General features: G+C 35.4%; 14 protein-coding genes. 5 read left to right on the forward strand and 9 right to left on the reverse strand.

Translation table 11 applies throughout. From position 1 onward, the window contains the following. Positions 1-293: 293 nt before the first annotated feature. The 3 genes from NJT12_RS11505 to ku all read left to right on the forward strand — a co-directional run bounded on the left by NJT12_RS11505 (position 294) and on the right by ku (position 4,325). On the forward strand, positions 294-2,702 hold the full coding sequence (locus NJT12_RS11505) for a TonB-dependent receptor (protein WP_271336054.1): 2,409 nt from the start codon (positions 294-296) through the stop codon (positions 2,700-2,702). A 472-nt stretch (positions 2,703-3,174) separates the two neighbouring features. Further along, positions 3,175-3,543, forward strand: coding sequence for a SpoIIAA family protein (locus tag NJT12_RS11510; protein ID WP_271336055.1), 369 nt, complete (start codon positions 3,175-3,177; stop codon positions 3,541-3,543). Between the two features lie 11 nt (positions 3,544-3,554). Further along, positions 3,555-4,325: a non-homologous end joining protein Ku gene (gene ku / locus NJT12_RS11515; RefSeq protein ID WP_271336056.1), complete on the forward strand. Its 771-nt coding sequence runs from the start codon at positions 3,555-3,557 to the stop codon at positions 4,323-4,325. Here the strand turns inward: ku and ligD are convergent. The 5 genes from ligD to NJT12_RS11540 all read right to left on the reverse strand — a co-directional run bounded on the left by ligD (position 4,322) and on the right by NJT12_RS11540 (position 8,401). Next, positions 4,322-6,874 (reverse strand): DNA ligase D, encoded by a 2,553-nt coding sequence (gene ligD / locus NJT12_RS11520; protein ID WP_271336057.1) that lies wholly within the window; start codon positions 6,872-6,874, stop codon positions 4,322-4,324. The genes ku and ligD overlap by 4 nt on opposite strands. Further along, positions 6,861-7,343, reverse strand: coding sequence for a hypothetical protein (locus NJT12_RS11525; RefSeq protein ID WP_271336058.1), 483 nt, complete (start codon positions 7,341-7,343; stop codon positions 6,861-6,863). The genes ligD and NJT12_RS11525 overlap by 14 nt, the downstream gene beginning before the upstream one ends. A gap of 97 nt (positions 7,344-7,440) precedes the next feature. After that, on the reverse strand, positions 7,441-7,716 hold the full coding sequence (locus NJT12_RS11530) for a hypothetical protein (RefSeq protein WP_271336059.1): 276 nt from the start codon (positions 7,714-7,716) through the stop codon (positions 7,441-7,443). Between the two features lie 79 nt (positions 7,717-7,795). After that, positions 7,796-8,254, reverse strand: a complete 459-nt coding sequence (locus NJT12_RS11535) for a hypothetical protein (RefSeq protein WP_271336060.1) — start codon at positions 8,252-8,254, stop codon at positions 7,796-7,798. Positions 8,255-8,275: 21 nt separating this feature from the next. Continuing rightward, positions 8,276-8,401 carry a hypothetical protein gene (locus NJT12_RS11540; RefSeq protein WP_271336061.1) on the reverse strand — a complete coding sequence of 42 codons (126 nt, stop codon included), beginning with the start codon at positions 8,399-8,401 and terminating at the stop codon, positions 8,276-8,278. Between the two features lie 306 nt (positions 8,402-8,707). On the opposite strand from NJT12_RS11540, the gene NJT12_RS11545 reads away from it, so the two are divergent. Further along, complete coding sequence (locus NJT12_RS11545; protein WP_271336062.1) at positions 8,708-9,169, forward strand: response regulator; 462 nt, start codon at positions 8,708-8,710, stop codon at positions 9,167-9,169. Between the two features lie 85 nt (positions 9,170-9,254). On the opposite strand, the gene NJT12_RS11550 is transcribed toward NJT12_RS11545, so the two are convergent. Genes NJT12_RS11550 through NJT12_RS11565 form a run of 4 tightly spaced genes read right to left on the reverse strand, consistent with a single transcriptional unit; the run spans position 9,255 to position 18,413 of the window. Next, positions 9,255-10,100: a porin family protein gene (locus NJT12_RS11550; protein WP_271336063.1), complete on the reverse strand. Its 846-nt coding sequence runs from the start codon at positions 10,098-10,100 to the stop codon at positions 9,255-9,257. 48 nt (positions 10,101-10,148) lie between these two features. Then, on the reverse strand, positions 10,149-16,610 hold the full coding sequence (locus NJT12_RS11555; RefSeq protein WP_271336064.1) for a T9SS type A sorting domain-containing protein: 6,462 nt from the start codon (positions 16,608-16,610) through the stop codon (positions 10,149-10,151). A gap of 15 nt (positions 16,611-16,625) precedes the next feature. Then, complete coding sequence (locus NJT12_RS11560; RefSeq protein WP_271336065.1) at positions 16,626-17,765, reverse strand: ABC transporter substrate-binding protein; 1,140 nt, start codon at positions 17,763-17,765, stop codon at positions 16,626-16,628. 54 nt (positions 17,766-17,819) lie between these two features. Beyond that, positions 17,820-18,413 carry a phage tail protein gene (locus tag NJT12_RS11565; RefSeq protein WP_271336066.1) on the reverse strand — a complete coding sequence of 198 codons (594 nt, stop codon included), beginning with the start codon at positions 18,411-18,413 and terminating at the stop codon, positions 17,820-17,822. An 830-nt stretch (positions 18,414-19,243) separates the two neighbouring features. Here NJT12_RS11565 and NJT12_RS11570 point away from each other — a divergent pair. Continuing rightward, complete coding sequence (locus NJT12_RS11570; protein WP_271336067.1) at positions 19,244-19,546, forward strand: hypothetical protein; 303 nt, start codon at positions 19,244-19,246, stop codon at positions 19,544-19,546. Positions 19,547-19,587 lie beyond the last annotated feature (41 nt).

Consider the following 19,587-nt stretch of genomic DNA (forward strand, 5'->3'; position numbering starts at 1 on the left):
AAACCTGAAACCTGAAACCTGAAACCTGAAACCTGAAACCTGAAACCTGAAACCTGAAACCTGAAACCTGAAACCTGAAACCTGAAACCTGAAACCTGAAACCTGAAACCTCAATGTCTTTCTTACCAAAAAAATCCTTTAAGTAATACAATTCTTAATCACTTGTTTTAGTGTTATTTCGACATTTATTTTAATGAAATTTTCTAGAAAAAATTGCCTAGTTGCAGTTGATAGATAAGAAAAAATATTGTTCATTTGCGCCATAATTTAGAATTGGTTTAAATAACAATAACATGGCTACAAAAACAGCATCAACTTCCTGTGTAATAATAATTTCAGGTAAAAAGATACAAAATTTTATTTTCGTCTTAATGATGTTTTTACTGGAGGGCGGAGGGTTTCTTCAGGCTCAAACGGAATCAAACGGGCAAATAAGGGGTACAATTATAACTAATGACGGAAATGCAAGTCAGGGTGTTATCGTAAAATTAATTGAAATTAATAAGAGTGCTGTAACTAATGCATCGGGTAATTTTGAGTTTAAAAAAGTGCCTTTTGGAACCTATACTTTAGAAGTTACAATGTCAGGTTATGCTTCTTCTACAGAAACGGCTCAGATTACAGAACAAGCGCCATCTGCGACCGTAGATATCAGGGTAAATTCGTCTGTACAGAATCTTGAAGATGTTGTAATTCGTACAGGAGGAAATCGTTTTGCGAAAAAAGAGAGTATGGATGTGGCGAAAATGCCTTTAAAAAACATCGAAAATTCACAGGTTTACATTATCGTAAGCAAGGAATTAATGAAGGAACAAGTAATAACGGATTATAATAGTGCGTTTAAAAATGTTCCCGGAGCAGGTATTGCCGAGGTAAGAAATCAAGGTCGTACAACTTCTATCTCAAGAGGTTTTGCTACGCCGCAATTGGTTAGAAATGGTGTTGGTAGTTTTACTTATACAACAGTTGACCCTTCAAATTTAGAACGTATCGAGGTTATTAAAGGGCCATCGGCTACACTTTTTGGAAGTACATTATCATCTTTTGGCGGATTGTTTAATCGTGTTACCAAAAAACCTTTTGACAGTTTTAAAGGCGAAATATCCTATTCAGCAGCAAGTTGGGACCTTAATCGATTAACAGCTGATATCAATACACCAATAAATGAAGATAAAACGGCTTTGTTGAGAATTAATACGGCTTTTCATAGCGAAAGAAGTTTTCAGGATGCGGGATTTAATAGAAATTTTTCTTTTGCTCCAAGTTTTTCTTATGAAATAAATGATCGTTTAACGCTTTTGATCGATGCCGAATTTAGTATGTATAAGGCAACTTCTCCAACAAGACTTTTGCCATTTGCTGTAAAAAATACAGTAAGCAGTATCGAAGCACTTGATATTCCGTACAAATTATCTTTTGCGAATAATACTATCAATTATACAAGCCAACAGTATAATGTTTTTGTACAGTTAAAGTATAAAATGTCTGACGAATGGACGTCTCAAACTATCTTGTCCAGAACAAGATCATCATCTGATGGTTATGTGGTGTTATTACAAATGATGTCTCCAACTACATTGAGACAACAAGTTACGTATCAGGAATCTCCTTTTTACGGAACTGATATTCAGCAGAATTTTATTGGTGTTTTTAAAATAGGACAATTGAAAAATAGAGTTGTAGCCGGCTTAGATTTTTATAGTCTGCGTGCCACACGTAACGATGCTATTGTAAATATGCCCGCAATGGATTATAAAAAACCAGGTGACGCTTATAACAACTTTAACCTGGATAAAGTGGCTCCGCTGTTTCTTGATCCTAAGATAAAATTCAACAATTTTGTATCTAATAATGAAAACACCTATAGCGCATATGTTTCTGATGTTTTGAATGTTACGGACCAATTGTTGGTTATGGGAGGTATTCGTATGGATCGTTACGAAAATAAAGGAACGTATTATCCTAGTAAAGATTCTATTGCCGGAAACTACAATCAAACAGCATTTTCGCCAAAAGTAGGATTGGTATATCAAATTGTAAAGGATAAAGTTTCTGTTTTTGGTAATTATATGAATGGTTTCAGCAATGTTTCAGGTTCTGATTTTAACGGAAATACGTTCAAACCAAACCAGGCAAATCAATATGAAGGAGGTTTTAAATTTGATTTGAATAAAATATCAGCAACACTTAGTTATTATGATATTCAGGTTACAAATATCACGCGTGATGATCCTGATCATGCTAATTTTTCTATTCAGGACGGAACTCAGGTAAGTAAAGGTTTTGAAGCTGAGTTGATTGCGAATCCTATTTCAGGATTAAATATTGTGGCGGGTTATACTTATAATGACAGTAAATATGAAAAAAGTAATGCCAGTGTTCAGGGTTTGCGGCCAACAACGGCAGGATCACCAAGAACGGCAAATTTATGGGCTAGTTATAGGATCGTAAATGGTCCTGCGCAAGGTCTGGGATTTGGTTTTGGAGGTATTTATGGCAGCGAATATTACCAGACGAATACGACAAGTTTCAAATTTTCTATTCCGTCCTATACGGTTTTAGATGCTTCACTTTTTTATGATCAGCCCAAATACAGATTGGGTCTTAAAGTAGATAATTTGACAAATGAAAAATACTGGTCGTACAGGCTTGCGGCTCAAAACCCAACTCGTGTTACGGCAAATGTTACTTTTAAATTTTAAATTTTTAAGAGTTTTAAAATAATAAAAAGGGGAATATTTCATTTTTGAAATATTCTCCTTTTCTATTTTGAATTTAATATTTTACAGAGATGCGATTTTTTTTATATAGTTTAATTACTTAGTAAAGAATTACTTAAATGTAATATTGCATTTCGACGCAGGAGAAATCTCCGCGAGAAGCTCGACAATAATTTTGGTTATTATTGCGAAGAATGTATTAAAATCCACCCCTGTAATATGTTTTGTTTCTCCGGAACTCTTTCTAAAATTCCGGAGGAATGGGTTATTTTGCAGCAACCGATTTATTCGCCATAACATTATGGATTTTTCTTTTTTTCAATTAATCCAAAAAATCTTATTGAAGTTTTGTAATCTCCGCCCATAATCGTGTAAGATTTCTGATTCGTTCTTGAATTAATTTTAATCCTCTGTAAGAGAATTTATTAGAACAACAATTCAAACTATAATCATTATGATACATAAAATAGAAACTGCGAATAATTTAATTGCTTTTAGAGCACTTGGTCAGGTTACAACAGCTGATTTTAAACGTGTTGTACTATCTGAAATTGAGGGATTATCGAAACAATCCAATGAAATTAATTTTTTGTTTGCGTTGGATACAGATAATCAGAATTTTACTGAAAGTTCGTGGTTGAATGATGCTGTGCTTGGATTAAAACAATTTCAAAACTGGAATAGGGTGGCGATTGTTTCTGATTCTGAAGAAATGAATTTTAGCGACGGATTTACTTTTAATACTACCGGAGAATTTCGTGGTTTTAAAAAGCTAGCGTTTAATAAAGCCCTGAAATGGGTTGGGGGAAGTTCAAATTTATAAATTATTGAGTTATGAGAGCAATATGGACAGGATCAATTAGTTTTGGGTTAATTAATATTCCCATCAGAATATTTTCTGCCGTGCAGGAAAGCAGTATCGATATGGATATGCTGGATGAAAAGGATCATGCAAACATCAAGTTTAAAAGGGTAAACGAAAATACGGGAAAAGAGGTTGCGTATGCCAATATCGTGAAGGGATATAAAATTGATGATCAATATGTAATTCTGGAAGATGCTGATTTTGAAGCCGCAGATGCGGAGAAAACCAAAACGATTGACATTCAGAGTTTTGCTTTCGAGAAAGAAATAAACAGCATTTATTATGAGCAGCCTTATTATCTGGAACCTGATAAAGGGGCGATGAATGCTTATGCTTTGCTTCGTGATGCACTTGAAGCATCTGGAAAAGTAGGAGTAACGAGTTTTGTTTTGCGAAATAAAGAAAGTCTGGCGATTTTAAAACCGTATAAAAATGTTATTCTTTTAAACCGAATACGTTTTGAGCAGGAAATCAGGGATACTTCAGAATTGAAACTTCCGCCGGCTTCTAAAAAAGCGACAAAAGAAATGGATATGGCTGAAAAATTAATCGATCAGCTGACTGAAAAATTCGATATCAGCGCTTATAAAGATGAATATACGGCTAAGCTTTTGGAGATTATTAAAAATAAAGCCAAAGGCAAAAAACAAGCGGCGCCAAAATTAAAAGTCGTTCACAAACAAAGCGACGATTTAATGGCAATGTTAAAAGCAAGTCTGGATAAGAAGAAATCTTCTTAATCCGGACTTTTGTTTTCCAGTTTATGCAATATCTTTTTGATATTTGCGCCTTTTCCTAATACAGGCTTCCACAAATCTCCTTTTTTCTCGAAACGGTTCAGAACATTTTTAATGGTAAATTGTGATGGACTTAGTTTCGAATTTACTTCGCTCCATTCTAATGGGGTCGAAACTGTTGCGCCCGGTTTAGGTCTTACGGAATATGGCGCTGCCAATGTTTGCCCGCGTCGGTTTTGCAAGTAATCGACATAAATTTTATGGTTTCTTTTCTTGATACTTCTTTCCAGCGAGGTTGTTTCAGGCGAACGTGAATGTATTTCCCTGGCCAGTAATTCGCTCAGGATTTTGATTGAATCATAATCGTATTGTGCTCCAAGCGGAATGTAAACATGTAATCCCGTAGCTCCTGATGTTTTGCAATAACAATCGGTTTCAAGTTCATCAAGAACCTCTTTTACTATTAAAGCTGTTTTTACAACTTCTTCAAAATTGTCTTTTTCAGGATCAATATCAATTACGAGCCAATCCGGATTTTCGATATGTTTTATGGTAGAATTCCACGGATTCATGTCAATGCAGCCTAAGTTTGCCATATATAGCAAAGTTGCCTTGTCGTTGCAAATCAGATAATTTAAATATTCCTCATTCGATTCTGAGAATACTTTTTTTGTTTTAAGCCAAGATGGAATTTTGTCCACATCGACATCTTTTTGATAAAATCCCGGCGCGTTAATTCCGTTAGGAAAACGATTCATAGATTGCGGACGATCTTTAAGATAAGGTAATATTAAGTCGGCAACTTCATTATAATACTGTACAATTTCGCCTTTTGTTATGCCATCATCAGGAAAATATATTTTGTTTTGGTTGGTAAGGTGCAAAGTCGTTTTGCCAATTTTTAAGTCATAATCATTTTCTGTGGTGTGAGTTGGTTTTTCTTTCATTGTATCTTCTTTTACTTTCGTTTTGGTTGTAGCATTTGATTTAATATTAGAGGGTACAAAAACTTCTGCTGGTTTCTTGTCAATTCTTAAACCCAGATAAACAGGATGTCTTAAGTGTTTGTCATTTGTCCATTCTGAGAATTTTACCTGGCAGACCAATTTTGGTTTTACCCATTGAATTTCATCTCTAATTCCAATTTTTTCGCTCAGCGGAGATTCATCAACAAAATAGGGTTCTAGCTTTGCATACAATTCCTTTAGCGAAGAGTCTGTAAAACCCGTTCCGCATTTGCCTATGAACTCCAGTCTTTTTCCATAATATTGACCAAGTAAAATGGCTCCAAAATATTTTCTCGATTTCTTTGGTTGCGTGATTCCAATAATAATTGCTTCTTCTTCATTTGAGATTTTAATTTTGAGCCAGTAATTGCTTCGTTTATCGGGAGTATAGGTACTATCGGCTTTTTTTGCAATAATACCTTCTCCTTTATTTTTTATCGAAAGGTTAAACTGGTCAAGACCTTTTTCTATGGTATGTTCTGAATAAAAAACATTGGTAAAATCGTACTTATTAAATAAAATCTTCAGCAGTTCTTTTCTTTCGAGCAAAGACAGTTCTGTGATGCTGTTTCCATCCAGATTAAGAAGATCAAAAACGTAATATTTTAAAGTGCCTAAACCGGTTTTAAGGTAGTTTTGTAGGAGTTGAAAATTTGCCTTTCCATTTTCGTCCTCAACAACAATTTCACCATCTAAAACTGCAATATGATCTATTTTTTGTAATTCATTTGCGATGGGTTTAAAACTGGAATTAAAAGATAGTCTATTTCTGCTAAATAATTGTACATCAGAAGGATTAATTACAGAAATAGCTCTGTAACCGTCATATTTATTTTCAAAAACCCAGTCAGCATCATCAAAAGCTTTTTCTTTTGTATTGGCAAGCATTGGTTTGATAAAAACGGCGGGTGTTTGGGCTGAATGATTACTTTTTTTTGAACTTTTCTTTTGATTATTGGCTTCAGCTGTTTTTTTTGAATTTTTTTCCAGTTCTTCGAGGGCTCTCTGAGAAATCACTGATTTATTTTTATTCAGAATATCGCTTTCCGTTGCATGCGGATCTTGTTTTTTTATCAGTAACCAGGCATTTTCCTGTTTCCCTTTTAGTTTTATCAAGGAGAATTCCCCTTTTAGTTTTTTTCCTTTTAGAATAAAACTTAAATGCCCTTTATGAAGATTTGCCAATAATGTCTTTTCTGGATTTGATGAAGGTTCACCAGGGGTGTACGTGCCATTATCCCAAACAATAACATTTCCTGCACCATAATTTCCTTCAGGAATTGTTCCTTCAAAATCTTTATAGCTGTACGGATGATCTTCGACCATCATTGCCAGGCGTTTATCGTCAGGATTCATAGAGGGACCTTTAGGAACCGCCCAACTTTTTAGCACGCCATCCATTTCTAATCTAAAATCATAATGCAAGTGCGATGCAGCGTGTTTTTGCACAACAAAAACCAATTCCTTAGCTGATTTTTCTCTTTTGCCTTTTGGTTCCTGAGTTTGTTTAAAATCTCTTTTTTGATTGTATTTAGACAGTGACATAAGCTTTTGTTAGGATTAAAAAAGTGGAGGAAAGGGAGTATGTAGCGGTTGCAACTAATCCGAAAATAATATGGGCAAGAAGGAGCTGAAAATAATATCCTTTAAAATCGATAGGAGGTTGATGATTGCTCATTTTAAACATAATCATCCAGCCCAGAATACCAATAATACCGCTAATAAAACCGAGTAGGAAGGCACTCAAAAACGAAACAGGCAAAATATTTTTTATCCATAATAAATGATACGCCAGTACAAACAGAAAACCAATAAAATAGTGCAGCAACCAGGCTAGTGTAGCTTTTGATTTCGCTGGTAATTCGATATTTAACCTGGTTAACATAAATGTGAGTAAAACAGGTTCTTTGTACAGTTCGCGAAAGCTTGCAGATGCTGCATAACTAAATAATGTCATGGCTGATGTTGCCGCGATTGAAACTATTATTAATTGAAAAAAAATATAGATATCCATAATGCGTTTTTTAGTTGTTCGTCAGGAGTTCAAATAAAAAAATCATGTACTTCAAATTGGTTTCTTTTTAAATCAGCAATTTGAAGTACATGACTTGTTAGCTATTTCCTTTAAGATCATTTTCAGCATTCTCTTCTGTTTTTGAAGCATTAGAACCTGAGAATTTTTTATAACCTCCCAAGGCCAAAAGCGGTAATGCCCATTTTCCTATTGAAGAAGCTGTTTTTCGTTTCCCCGCTATTTTTAGCGTTAAGCCCAGAAGTAAAGAACCTGCGGTTGCGTATAATATTTTATTGGCTGATATTCCATCAGGTTTTTCTTTTATGCCATAACCAATATTTTCACGGGTTTTTGGATTAAAAATATTTTCCATGATTTCGATTTTATAATTAAACATTTTTATACGGATCACTTTTAGGATCAGGATATTTGTTTCTAAATAATGTATGAAACTAAAATTCTCGTGGACTATTTACAGGATCTTTTTCTTCAAGATCCTGATCAATGTCGTATTCCTGATCGAGTTCATCTTGTTTTAAATTATTTGTGGAAAAATTGTCTATTTCACGATCATTTTCGTCATAATCTTCTGTTAGATCATCGTCTAAATCGCTTTCGTCAAGATCTTCTTCTTCTTCAAAATAATCTTCGTCGTCATCGTCTCTGTCAAGTGCGTTGGAGAAATCGTCATCTAAATCTTCCTGATCTTCTTCCTGATTTAGCATTTGGTCCTGATCTGAAAATTCTTCGTCGTTGTTTTTTTGATATTCATCGACATAGCTTTCATCATTGTTATGGCTAATAGCATAGAGATTATTTTCTATTTTTTCAGATTCGATACGCATATCGTCTTCCGGATGATAAAAATTACGGTCATCCCGACCGTAATTCTCGTTGTTTCCTGTTATCATATTGTCAGTGATTTTAAAGAGTTATTTTTTTGTCGTTGGAGACTTTTTTGAATCGGCAGATTTTGTTGTACTTTTTGAAGTGCCCATTTTTTTATCTGTTGATTTTGCACTCGTAGTGCTGCTGTTTTTGTGATTTGAAGTGTTCATGATATTTAATATTAAATTAATAGATAAATAAAAAACCTTTATTCATTTGATTGAATTCTAAAAGGTTAAGTCAAAATTAGGCGGTAGTGATTTTATATACTTATAAAATTTAAACTAGTAATTATATAATTTTCAGCACTTTATGTTTCATGAAAAATGTTCTTCGTTAAAAGTGCTCTAAATGAAAATTATATAAGGAGAAATGAATATTTTGTAAGTTATTTATTCTTATTTTTAAAATATTTACATAGAATTTTGTGCATAAACAGGAGCACATTACTAAATAAGAATCTAAAGGTTTTGATTATGAATAAAAAAGGACCCATTGTAGTAATAGAGAATAAACAGGAAGACCGTAAATTATTTATAGAGGTTTTTAGCGAACTTAACTACTCCAACCAAATTATATATTTTAATACTGCCGAAACGGCTTGCAATTATATGCTTCGTCATCAAATTAAACCTTTTATGGTTTTCTCTGATATTGTGTTATTGAATGTCATGAATTATAAGGTGATGGAAACAAATCCTGATAATAATGGGGTAGGGACTATATTTAATTGTCCGTATTTATTTTTTACGACTTTGTTTGAGCAGAGTTTCATCATTGATCCGTATTCTTTGCCTACTCACAGTTATTTTGTTAAGCCTTATAATTACGAAAAATTTAAACAGGTTATAAAGACGATAATCGAATATTGGCGTAAATCAAAATCGATTGCCCAATACAATAAGAAGGAGACTAAAACAACGAGTCAGATTAAATAGTTATAAAAAAAAGATCCATTCGCCGCAGCAAATGGATCTTTTTATATATTCAAGAATGTTTTTTAAGTTCCAGGATTAATGATGTTTACCGAATCGCATATCTTAGTTTTAATCCATAAGAAACCAATCTTATATTTGAATCTGAAGAATCAAGTATGCTGTTGTATTGCAGTTGCACAGGTAATTCAGGCGCATATTGTACCAGATTTTTGTTTTCTTTGTCTTTATAGATATTATTTAATCCGTAATCTAAATAAATGCCTATATAAATTGCGCTTCTGTCACCAAGATTTTGTTTTAATCCGGTTTCGAAAGTAGCAGAATAAGAAACGTCTGTGTTCAAATCCTGTTTACTTGTTTTTAGATTGTTTACATTTTCGAAACCTGCAAATGCCGGATTAAATAACTCAACATTATATTGCGGATAATAACCACTTGTTGTAAGGTTTTGCATGGTGGTTTCGTACGTTCCACTGGTTGCAAACCCGATTTTGGCTCCTGCTGCAAGATATAATTTTGTTGTTCCGGGCGTTTCAAATTGAATTCCAATTGGAATATTAACGTATCCTAATTTTTGTGTTTCTCTTAGACCAGTTGCTTTATATCTAAACTGGAAAGCTTCATTTTCAGCATCAACAGCATTATATTGTCCGCCAATAAACTGATATTTTGCATCAGATTTATAGGTTTGATATTCCGCACCAATGCCAATACTAAGACCTTCACTTAGATAATAGGAATATCGTATTCCTGCATTTATACCATTTCCAGGCACTACATCTCCAGTATTGCTTTTGAGAAATGAAAATGGTCCTCCAACGGCAATTGATAATTCCTGTTTTTTATCCTGTCCATAACTATTTAGACCGCAACCTAAAAGTAGAGTAACAATTGATATGGATGTTATATAGTTTCGTATATATTTTTTCATCTTATTTTTTTTTATGCCAGTGCTGTTTTTAAATAGCACTGGTAGATTTTATTTATTTACAATTACTTTTAGTGTTTTCTTGATATTGGCAGTTTCAATAACAACTACGTACATATTACTTTCTGCATCTGGCAGCTGAACTTCAGTTAATACTGATGAAGATTTCAGCGTTTTTATCAATTGTCCGGAAACAGAATACAGGCTTATTTGCATGTTTGCCAGTTCCTCTTTAGGAAAATCAGCCTCAACAGTAATCACTTTTCCTGCCTGAATTGGGTTAGGATAAAGCTTAGCTGCTACTGATTTTTGTGTAGTGATTTTAGCGCTGCATGTAGCAAGGACTTTTCCGTCTTTAGTCGTCATTTTCGCGCTATAATCAGCTGATGGATCTAATGTATTTCCCTCAGAATCTCCTGCTGTATAATATTGACCGGTTCCTATTTGTTGTCCATTTTTAAACCATTGGTAAGAAACAAATTCGTACCCACCGTTGGTTTGCGGATTGTTGTTGACAATAAGAACGTTATTGAATTTTTGACGAACGATGTCATAAAAACCAAATGGCTTTTCTACAGTTAAAGTATAATTGGCCGTTGCAGTACCATCCTGAGAAGTAACTACTACATTTTGAGTGTATATTCCCGGTTTTGGTGTAGTAATGGTGAAATTGGCAGAAGGCGTGATAATTGCACTTGTTTCGTTTAGAATGGCAACATTTACGTTGTTTTCATCACAACTCATAACATACGTGATTTCCTTGGCAGGATTTTGGTAATCCTTGTTTCCAATAATAATTTTCGCAATAGTTATGTCATTATTCTTGATAACAAGAAGCTGATCGACAGCCTGAGCAGCTAAAAAATTGTCATTACCATCCTGATGTGCTGTAATTAATAAGTCACCAGATCTTAACATATTAACTAACCCAATTGCTGAAACATTAGCAGGCGGCAGGGCAGAAGTGTATGTAAAAGAGTAACGAACTGGCAAGCCTGAATTGGCCGTAGCTTCTAAATTGAAGTCTTTGATCGCTCCAAGAATTTTTGCAGGTATTGCGTCAAAAGTAATTTGTTGTGCAGCCTTATTGATCGTAAGTTGAGCAGTAAGTGTAACCGCAGAACAATTAGGCGTACTTGCTAGGGGAGATACGATTGCAGTAACAGTATAAACACCAGCATTAGTTGCTCCGTTTTGACTACTTGCAGTTGGTGTAACAGAATATGTTACGTTAGCTCCAACAGGAAGATTTGCGACTTTTAATTCATGAATATTTCCATCATAAGTAAAGGCTGAATCACTAAAAGTTACCTGGCTTAATGGAGATGCTATTACATTAATTGTTTGATTCTGAGTCGAAATGTTTCCCTGACCGTCATCATAACTCCATTTAATGATGTAGCTTCCTACAGCATTGTAGTTTAAAGGGGCAGTGGTTGTACCATTTATAATTCCTGCACAGTTATCAGTAGCTGTTGGCACTGGAATCTGAGAAGATAAAATCGAACAAGTACTCGTAATGTCTGGTAGATTTGTTACATCAGAAACGGGTGCCGTAACATCCGGGGTTGTTATTATAGTAACAGAATTTGTTATTTGACATCCGTTAGCGTCAGTAATTGTTGCCGTATAATTCCCTGCAGCAAGTCCTGTTGCTGTAGCTGCAGTTCCTCCGGATGGTGACCATGCGTAAGAATAAGTACCAGTTCCGCCTGTTGCAGTAACAGTTGCAGATCCGTCAGCTGAGCCAATACAAGTTACATTCGTTTGCGTAACCGCAGCAGTTAATTGAGCTGGTTCAGTTATAGAAACGTTTTCAGTTGTACTACAGTTATTTGCATCTGTAATTGTTACGGTATAATTACCGGGAGACAATCCTGTTGCTGTATCTGCAGATCCTCCTGTAGGCGACCATAAATAAGTATAAGCTCCGGTTCCTCCGGTTGCAGTTACGGTTGCAGCACCATTATTTGCTCCGTTACAATTTACGTTTGTTGTTGTAGTAGTAGCAGTAAATGCAGCAGGTTCTGTTATGGTAAAAGTTTGTGTCGTTTGACATAAGTTGGCATCTTTTACAGTTACGGTGTAAGTTCCTGCGGTAAGTCCCGTTGCTGTTGCAGCAGTTCCGCCTGTTGGGAACCAAGAGTAAGTATAAGCTCCGGTTCCGCCAGTTACAATTACAGAAGCTGATCCGTTTGTTCCGCCATTGCAAGTTAGATTAATTTGAGATGGAGTAACTACAATAACAGTTGGTTCAGTAATAGTAAAGTTTTTTACAGTTGAACAACCATTAGAAGATGTTATTGTTACACTATAATTACCAGCTGTAAGATTGCTTGCAGTATCTGCAGAACCTCCTGAAGGCGACCACACATAAGTAAAAGGACCTGGAGCACCTGATGGCACTACCGTAGCTGAACCGGTATCTGAACCGTTACAAAAAACATCTGTTTGTGATGTGGTAGCAACGAGTGTATTGGTTGTATTAATAGTAAAGTTTTTAGTGATTGTACAACCATTAGCATCCGTAATTATAACACTATAGTTTCCTGCTGCTATTCCTGTTATTATTGCAGTTGTTTGACCCGAAGACCATGAATAAAAATAAGGGCTTACACCGCCACTAACAGTTACACTTGCCTGTCCAGGTAATAAACAGGTTGCATCTATTTGGCTTGTTGTAGCACTTAAGGTTGCAGGTTGACCAATAGTAATTGAATTCGATACAAAACAACCTTTAGCATCAGTAATTTTACAGGTGTAAGTTCCAATTGTAAGACCGGTTGCTGTTGGTGCAGTACCTCCCGAAGGTGACCATTCATAAGTATAGTTACCATTTCCGCCCAAAGGAGCTACAGTTGCTGTTCCGGTTGCTCCACCATTACATAATACATCTGTTTTAGTAATTGACGACATTAAAGGTGTAGGTTCATATATTGTAATACTTGCCGTAGTAGTACATGTATTTCCATCTTGAATAGTTACAGTATACGTTCCCTGGGAAAGTCCTGATGCAGTTGCAGCGTTACCTCCGGTAGGTAACCATAAATAGGTATATGAACCAACTCCTCCGCTTACAGTAACAGTTGCAGTTCCGTTTGTTCCTCCATTACAAGAAACATCGGTTTTTGCTATTGTAGGAGATAATGCAGAAGGACTACCAACAGTGACAGGTTGAATCAATATACATCCTTTTGAGTCTGTAATTGTACAAGTATAATTTCCGGCAGAAAGTCCTGTAGCAAAAGCTGCAGTTCCTCCAGAAGGTGTCCATGAATAAGAATAATTAGGAGTTCCTCCAGATACCGTTACGCTTGCAGTACCATTTGATCCGCCAAAACAGCTAACTCCTGTTGAAGCTGTAGTTGCAGAAAGTGCTGCTGCAGGCTGACTGATGCTAAAGTTTTGAGATGTCATACATCCATTATCATCGAATATCGTTGCAGTGTAATTTCCAGCGGATAAGCCTGAAGCTGTGGTTCCTGTCCCACCAGAAGGAGCCCAAGAGTACGAGTAAGAACCGGTTCCGCCCGTTACATTTACGGTAGCTGATCCGGTTGTATCTCCATGACAATTTACATTGACAGTTGTTCCTTGAAAAGCAGTTAATGGAGTTAAAGGTTGTGTTATTATAAATATTCTTGTAGTAAAACAATTATTTTTATCTGTAATTGTTACAGTATAAGTTCCTGCTATCAAATTTGAAGCAGTAGCTGCAGTTCCTCCAGATGGTGTCCATGAATAGGTGTAACCAGGCGTTCCGCCCGTTACAATTACACTAGCACTGCCTGTCGCGTCTCCATTACACAATATATCATTTTGAGATGTAGTTACCGCTAATGAAGTCGGTTTTACAAGTGTAAAAGATTGTGTTGCAGTACAGCCTTTTCCGTCTGTAACTGTAACAGTATAGGTACCGTCTGAAAGTCCGGAAGCTGTAATTCCTGTTCCTCCAGATGGTGACCATGAGTAAGTATAAGGTAAAGTTCCTCCTGTAACTGCAACTGTTGCAGATCCGTTACCGCCAATATTACAACTAGGATTAATAACTGCGTCCTGAGAAGCTACTAATGCTGGTGGTTCTGTAATTGTAAAGGCTTGTGTTACTGAACAAGAAAAAGAATCGGTAATAGTTACAGAGTAATTCCCTTGCGTTAAATTCGATATTGTAGGTGTAGTTGCGCCATTCGTCCAAAGATAAGAATAGGTTCCGGATCCTCCTATAGGAGTAACCGTTGCCGAACCATTAGCACCACCGTTACAACTTACATTTACTTGTGTTGGAGTAGGATTTATAGCTGTTACTGATCCTACTGAAATATTATTGAAAGTTCGGCTACATGCATTAGCATCAGTAACTGTAACACTGTAAATTCCTGTGGCAAGCCCTGAGGCTGTTGCGCCAGTAGCTCCATTTGACCATAAATAGGTTTTTGTCCCTGTTCCTCCTGATACAGTAATAGTTGCACTACCATTAGATGCTCCAAAACAACTAACAGCTGTTGTACTTGCGATTCCTGATAGTCCTGCTACTGGTCCGTCTACTGTAATTCCGGTAATAGTAGATGGGCAGCCATTATTATCTGTGATAGTAACGCTGTAAGTTCCTGCTGTAAGTCCGCTTGCAGTTGCACCGGTTCCTCCAGATGGAGACCATGAATAAGTATATCCTCCGACACCTCCTGATGGAGTAACTGTAGCACTACCATTACTTCCTCCAAAACAAGAAACCGGTGTAGTAGCAACAGTTCCGCTAACTGCGGCTGTAGGTCCTTCTACAACTATTCCCGTTACAATTGTACTACATAAATTAGCATCTCTAACCGTAACATTATAAGTTCCAGCCAAAAGTCCTGTAGCTGTGGTACTTGTAGCTCCGTTAGACCATAGATAGGTTTTTGTTCCTGTTCCTCCTACTGCAGTAACAGTTGCAGTACCATTAGAACCATTAAAACAAGAAACCGGAGTTGTAGAAGACGTTGCGGTCAGAGCGGTTGTAGGACCTCCTACATTAATATTTGAAATAGTTTTTGTACATAAATTACCATCTGTAATAGTAACACTGTAAGTTCCGGATGCAAGTCCGCTTATGCCAGATGTTGTTGCTCCGTTAGACCATAGATATGTATATCCGCCAGCACCTCCGTTTGCAGTAATGGAAGCAACACCAGTAGGTAGTCCAAAACAAGCTACTGCAGATGTTGAAGGAGTTCCATCAAGTACTGGTGGCTGAGTTATTAAGAATGGTCTGGTGATTTGTGTTCCTTCACCATCAGTAATTGTAACCGTGTAATTCCCGGCTGTAAGATTAGAGGCTGTTGCTCCTGTACCTCCAGACGGTAACCAGGAATAGCTATAATTTAGCGTACCACCAGTTACAGTTACAGAGGCTGAACCAGTTGGAGCTCCGTTACAAAGGACATTAACTTGTGGGGTTGCTGTTGTACTTAAACCTGCGCCTGTATTAAATGTTAATTCAGCACCATAACTGGTACCTGCACTGTTAGTAGCATAAGCTCTGTAATGAATAGTCGTTCCAGAAGGAAGTCCGGTAATAGTAGCACTAAATGATCCCGTTCCGGTTCCATTTTGAATTTTGTGATCTGCAATGGTTGGAGATGCAGTTGTAGCCCAAACGATTCCTTTTTGTACCATTGCGTCACCACCATTTAGACTTACATTTCCACCCATAAGTGCTGAAACAGCCTTAACACTTGTAGCTGTAGTAGTTGTAACTGTTGCAACAATAACAGTAGATACTGCAGGTACAGGGTAATTTGTAGGAATTATTCCTAAATCAAGAGTTGGAGTAGCAGCTGGATTGTGCAACCAATTCGCTGGATTATTAATGCTAAGTAATAAATTAGCAACAGTACCGGTTAAAGTACCATTGTATTTACTGTTAGCCAATTCAGGACCAGGTGCCGGAAATAAAGAAATACAAGTTTCACCATTAACTAAGCCAGGTGGTAAGGAACTTTCGTTTCCTCCACTTGCTCCAACTGCAGTATTCCATGTGGTTAATGGGTCGTAATCATTAAGATTATAATCTCCATGAATAGCTGCAATAAATGTCGGCGATGCAGGCTCCGGTCCTGTAGCAGACTGATATGCGAGTATTTGGTCACCACCAGATAAATTAAAATTAACGCTTTGTACTATTACGACAGAAGACTGAGCAGTTCCTGTTATCGTGAAAACATCGTCTGTAGCCGTTTCAATAATAGATATTATTGTACCTGCAGGAGTAAAAGCAGGTACTGTCCACCGTAAATGTGGTTCAGTAGTACTGCCAGCCCAAGTTCCGTTACCCCATCCTTTTTCGGTTAAGAATAAGACTGTTCCTAAAGTCATATCTTTGAGGGTAATAAAAGAAAAACCATCATTCGCAGTTCCGGTTTGATAGCCAATAAAGGCTATATCACCTGGAGCCAGAATAGTTTGGGCATTTGCATTTTGTTGTACAAAGAATGTACATAAAATGACGATAAATGTGAGTAATTTTCTTTTCATAACATAAAATTTAGTTTAGTGACATAAATAAGCATTCTGCCAACCACCCACTTGATCAGGTTTTGTAAATGAAGTAATAGCTTTAGTAAAATGCCCATCATTTACAAATGTTTGGATCTTTTTAAAGTTTATATTGCTATTAGCGGAATCAAAATTTAATTGATAGATATGGTGGTTAAATAGTGTTGTGTTTGTATCCTTATCAAATTCAATATTTCCTCTGGGACCTGCAATTTCTAATTTTTTAATTTCTTCAATTAAAGAATTTATCTGAAGGTTGTTGTCGGTATTAAGAAGGATGTTTTTTAATATTAGCCCGTTTTCATAGCCTAAAATCGAAAATAAGGATGGATTCTCGGAGTATTTGTCTTTATACTCATTAGTAAAGTTCGTTGTATCAGTATCATTTTGCATCCAGGAACTTACTACGTAAAGTTCGTACTGGGTATTTTTATATTCTTGTAAAATTGTATCATTAATAAAAAATGGAGTTACATAAAAGGGATACTTTTGAGTAATTTTATTTTGGTTTACAAAATTGGCATTTTCCTCAGAATACAAACCACTATAGAAAGCAAAAACAGCATCCGGTTCATGAGTATTAATAAATTGATCCATATGTGCAGACTCATTTTCTCTGGGTACAAAAGGAGTAATATAATGTCCTGAAAAAAGATTTTTTTCTTTAAAACCATATTCAATTGCAGATAACATACCATAGCCGGAATCATAGAATGAGGTAGAGCTTACAATTTTTTGATAGTTTTTAGTTTTTAGATAATTGCCCAAATGATAGCACGATTCTGCTAAACCAAAAGAATTAATGTAAACTCCTTTATAAGTTTGCGTTTCGTAAGGCATCGTTGCTCCAATTTCTGCGGCAAGCAATAAAATATCATTATTCGAAGCATAATTATAAACTTCGGCTATGTTATGATGGCCAAAAAAGCCAATGATAATAGATACATCTTCCTGAAAATTTAATTTTTGTATTTTCTCAATTATCATTTTCTCATCTGCACCAATTCCAATACTTTCAACAAAAAATTTAACATTGAGATTATTAAGTTTTAAACCTCTCATAAAGTCTCTGTCTAATGTTGGATATTGCCGTGATTTTGGAATTAGAATTCCTATTTTAATAGTGTTGGCCATAAAAGGAGATTAAAAAAACAGAGGCACTATTGCCTCTGTTTCATTTTGAATTTATTAATTTCTAGAAGGAAAAACACCTGATGTAGCTATGGAATAATTTACAACCAGATAAGGATTTAGTATCGGAAATGGTTGATTGCCTCCAGCTATAGCGGTAGTACCGCTAATTGTAGAGGTTAGACCGGCAATTTTATTTGATGTTCCTCCTGGTTCACTATATATGCTAGGAACATCACCAGCTGCAGCAAAAGTATTTTTACCGTTATCAGTTTCATTAGTTATTGTTCCTCCGCTTAATGCATTAGCTCCGGTAGTTATAGTAGCTTGGCCAGCATTTGTTCCTGACACAAGATTGTGTACGTGTCCCGGGACATTATTTATTGTTAATGTAATGTTTTCATTTCCGTTTCTTTCTCCTATAACGTAGTTACTTAAACCGGGTCCTTGTCCCTGACCTATAAGAGTTCTTCCTCTTAAGTCAGGTATAGCAAATGTATTTATTCCATCACCTCCATAGTATGTTCCTATTAAGGCATAAAGAGCACTGTTTTGTGATACGGACAAAAGTTGTCCGTTACAAAGAAGCCAGCCTTGTGGGTTAAAGTTAAATCCAAAAGCTAGAATTGTTCCTAGAAAAATGTCGCTCATAATTTTAAGTTTTTAATTGGTTAATGTTAGATTTATAAAAGGGTAATATGATTTTAATAGTACAACGTTGTATGCGTTTATATGGCTAAGTTACTTTGTGTAAAGTTTTTATTTACAGGTGTCTATGCCTGTTTTTGAATAATTGAAAACAACAGTGATGTTAATTCAATATTTTCGTTTAATTACTTAGTTTGTTTAATTCGATTTTAAAATTAGAGATCTATTACCTATCACAAGAAAAAGATGTTACAGAACAGTTTTTTTTTGTCATGAAATCTACTTTTTAGTGTCAGATGAATTTTACTGAATAAACAGACTCCTTTATCAATTAAAAAAGTAAATTTTATAGAAGATTTAATATTGGTAATGTCTTTTTTAAGGCTTGTAGAGATGGAGTTTTATTTGTTTGAGCGAATAAATTTACAAAAAAAAATAACGTAACTATCAGAAGCACAGGCTTTTTTTTAAGTAAAATCTTATTTAATAATAAATAGGGCAAATGGGCTTAAATTCGCTTTACGACTATACTATTTAATAATCACTAAAAATACAAACAGCATAAAAAAAGCACAAACTACTTTAATGTAATTAAAATACTGTTAAAAATAACTTCAAAATTGACAAGACTTCAGTATTTTATAATAATTAATGGTTTAAATTAAATTTCTATTTGTTTATTGCTGCAAAATGACAAAACTTCCTTAGATATTGCTTAGGATAAGGGATTATTTTATGACATCGACTAAATTTGTGAAGTGCGAAAAGGTATTATCTACATATTCATTTTTCTAATCGTATCCAATATTGGGTTCTTTCAGCAGTTTTATAAATTGCCAATATTAATTGAGCATTATAATGAACATCAGCAAAGGCAAAACGTGAGTTTTATCGATTTTCTGGAGATGCATTATTGGGGAGAAGATTTAAATGATAATGATACAGATCGCGATATGCAGCTTCCTTTTAAGCATATTTCAAGTGCCTCGTTTCAACTTGTTTTTGTACCTGCAGACAAACCTGCATTTTATATCCCTTTCAATATCGGATTTTCTGAGTTTAGGATTATTCCCTATACATCTAATTTGTATTCAAATCCCGCATTATTTTCGGTATTCAGACCTCCTATAGCATAATTTAATTTTCTAAAATTTTTATTGTGGTCAGGGCATTTGTA

Origin of the sequence: Flavobacterium azizsancarii (assembly GCF_027980145.1) — a bacterium.
GTDB lineage: Bacteria > Bacteroidota > Bacteroidia > Flavobacteriales > Flavobacteriaceae > Flavobacterium > Flavobacterium azizsancarii.

What these genes read in the sequence shown, in the direction of transcription:
- NJT12_RS11505 (WP_271336054.1), top strand. Translation starts at nt 294, where the DNA reads ATGGCTACAAAAACAGCATCAACTTCCTGTGTAATAATAATTTCAGGT.
- NJT12_RS11510 (WP_271336055.1), top strand. Translation starts at nt 3,175, where the DNA reads ATGATACATAAAATAGAAACTGCGAATAATTTAATTGCTTTTAGAGCA.
- ku (WP_271336056.1), top strand. Translation starts at nt 3,555, where the DNA reads ATGAGAGCAATATGGACAGGATCAATTAGTTTTGGGTTAATTAATATT.
- ligD (WP_271336057.1), bottom strand. Translation starts at nt 6,874, where the DNA reads ATGTCACTGTCTAAATACAATCAAAAAAGAGATTTTAAACAAACTCAG.
- NJT12_RS11525 (WP_271336058.1), bottom strand. Translation starts at nt 7,343, where the DNA reads ATGGATATCTATATTTTTTTTCAATTAATAATAGTTTCAATCGCGGCA.
- NJT12_RS11530 (WP_271336059.1), bottom strand. Translation starts at nt 7,716, where the DNA reads ATGGAAAATATTTTTAATCCAAAAACCCGTGAAAATATTGGTTATGGC.
- NJT12_RS11535 (WP_271336060.1), bottom strand. Translation starts at nt 8,254, where the DNA reads ATGATAACAGGAAACAACGAGAATTACGGTCGGGATGACCGTAATTTT.
- NJT12_RS11540 (WP_271336061.1), bottom strand. Translation starts at nt 8,401, where the DNA reads ATGAACACTTCAAATCACAAAAACAGCAGCACTACGAGTGCAAAATCA.
- NJT12_RS11545 (WP_271336062.1), top strand. Translation starts at nt 8,708, where the DNA reads ATGAATAAAAAAGGACCCATTGTAGTAATAGAGAATAAACAGGAAGAC.
- NJT12_RS11550 (WP_271336063.1), bottom strand. Translation starts at nt 10,100, where the DNA reads ATGAAAAAATATATACGAAACTATATAACATCCATATCAATTGTTACT.
- NJT12_RS11555 (WP_271336064.1), bottom strand. Translation starts at nt 16,610, where the DNA reads ATGAAAAGAAAATTACTCACATTTATCGTCATTTTATGTACATTCTTT.
- NJT12_RS11560 (WP_271336065.1), bottom strand. Translation starts at nt 17,765, where the DNA reads ATGGCCAACACTATTAAAATAGGAATTCTAATTCCAAAATCACGGCAA.
- NJT12_RS11565 (WP_271336066.1), bottom strand. Translation starts at nt 18,413, where the DNA reads ATGAGCGACATTTTTCTAGGAACAATTCTAGCTTTTGGATTTAACTTT.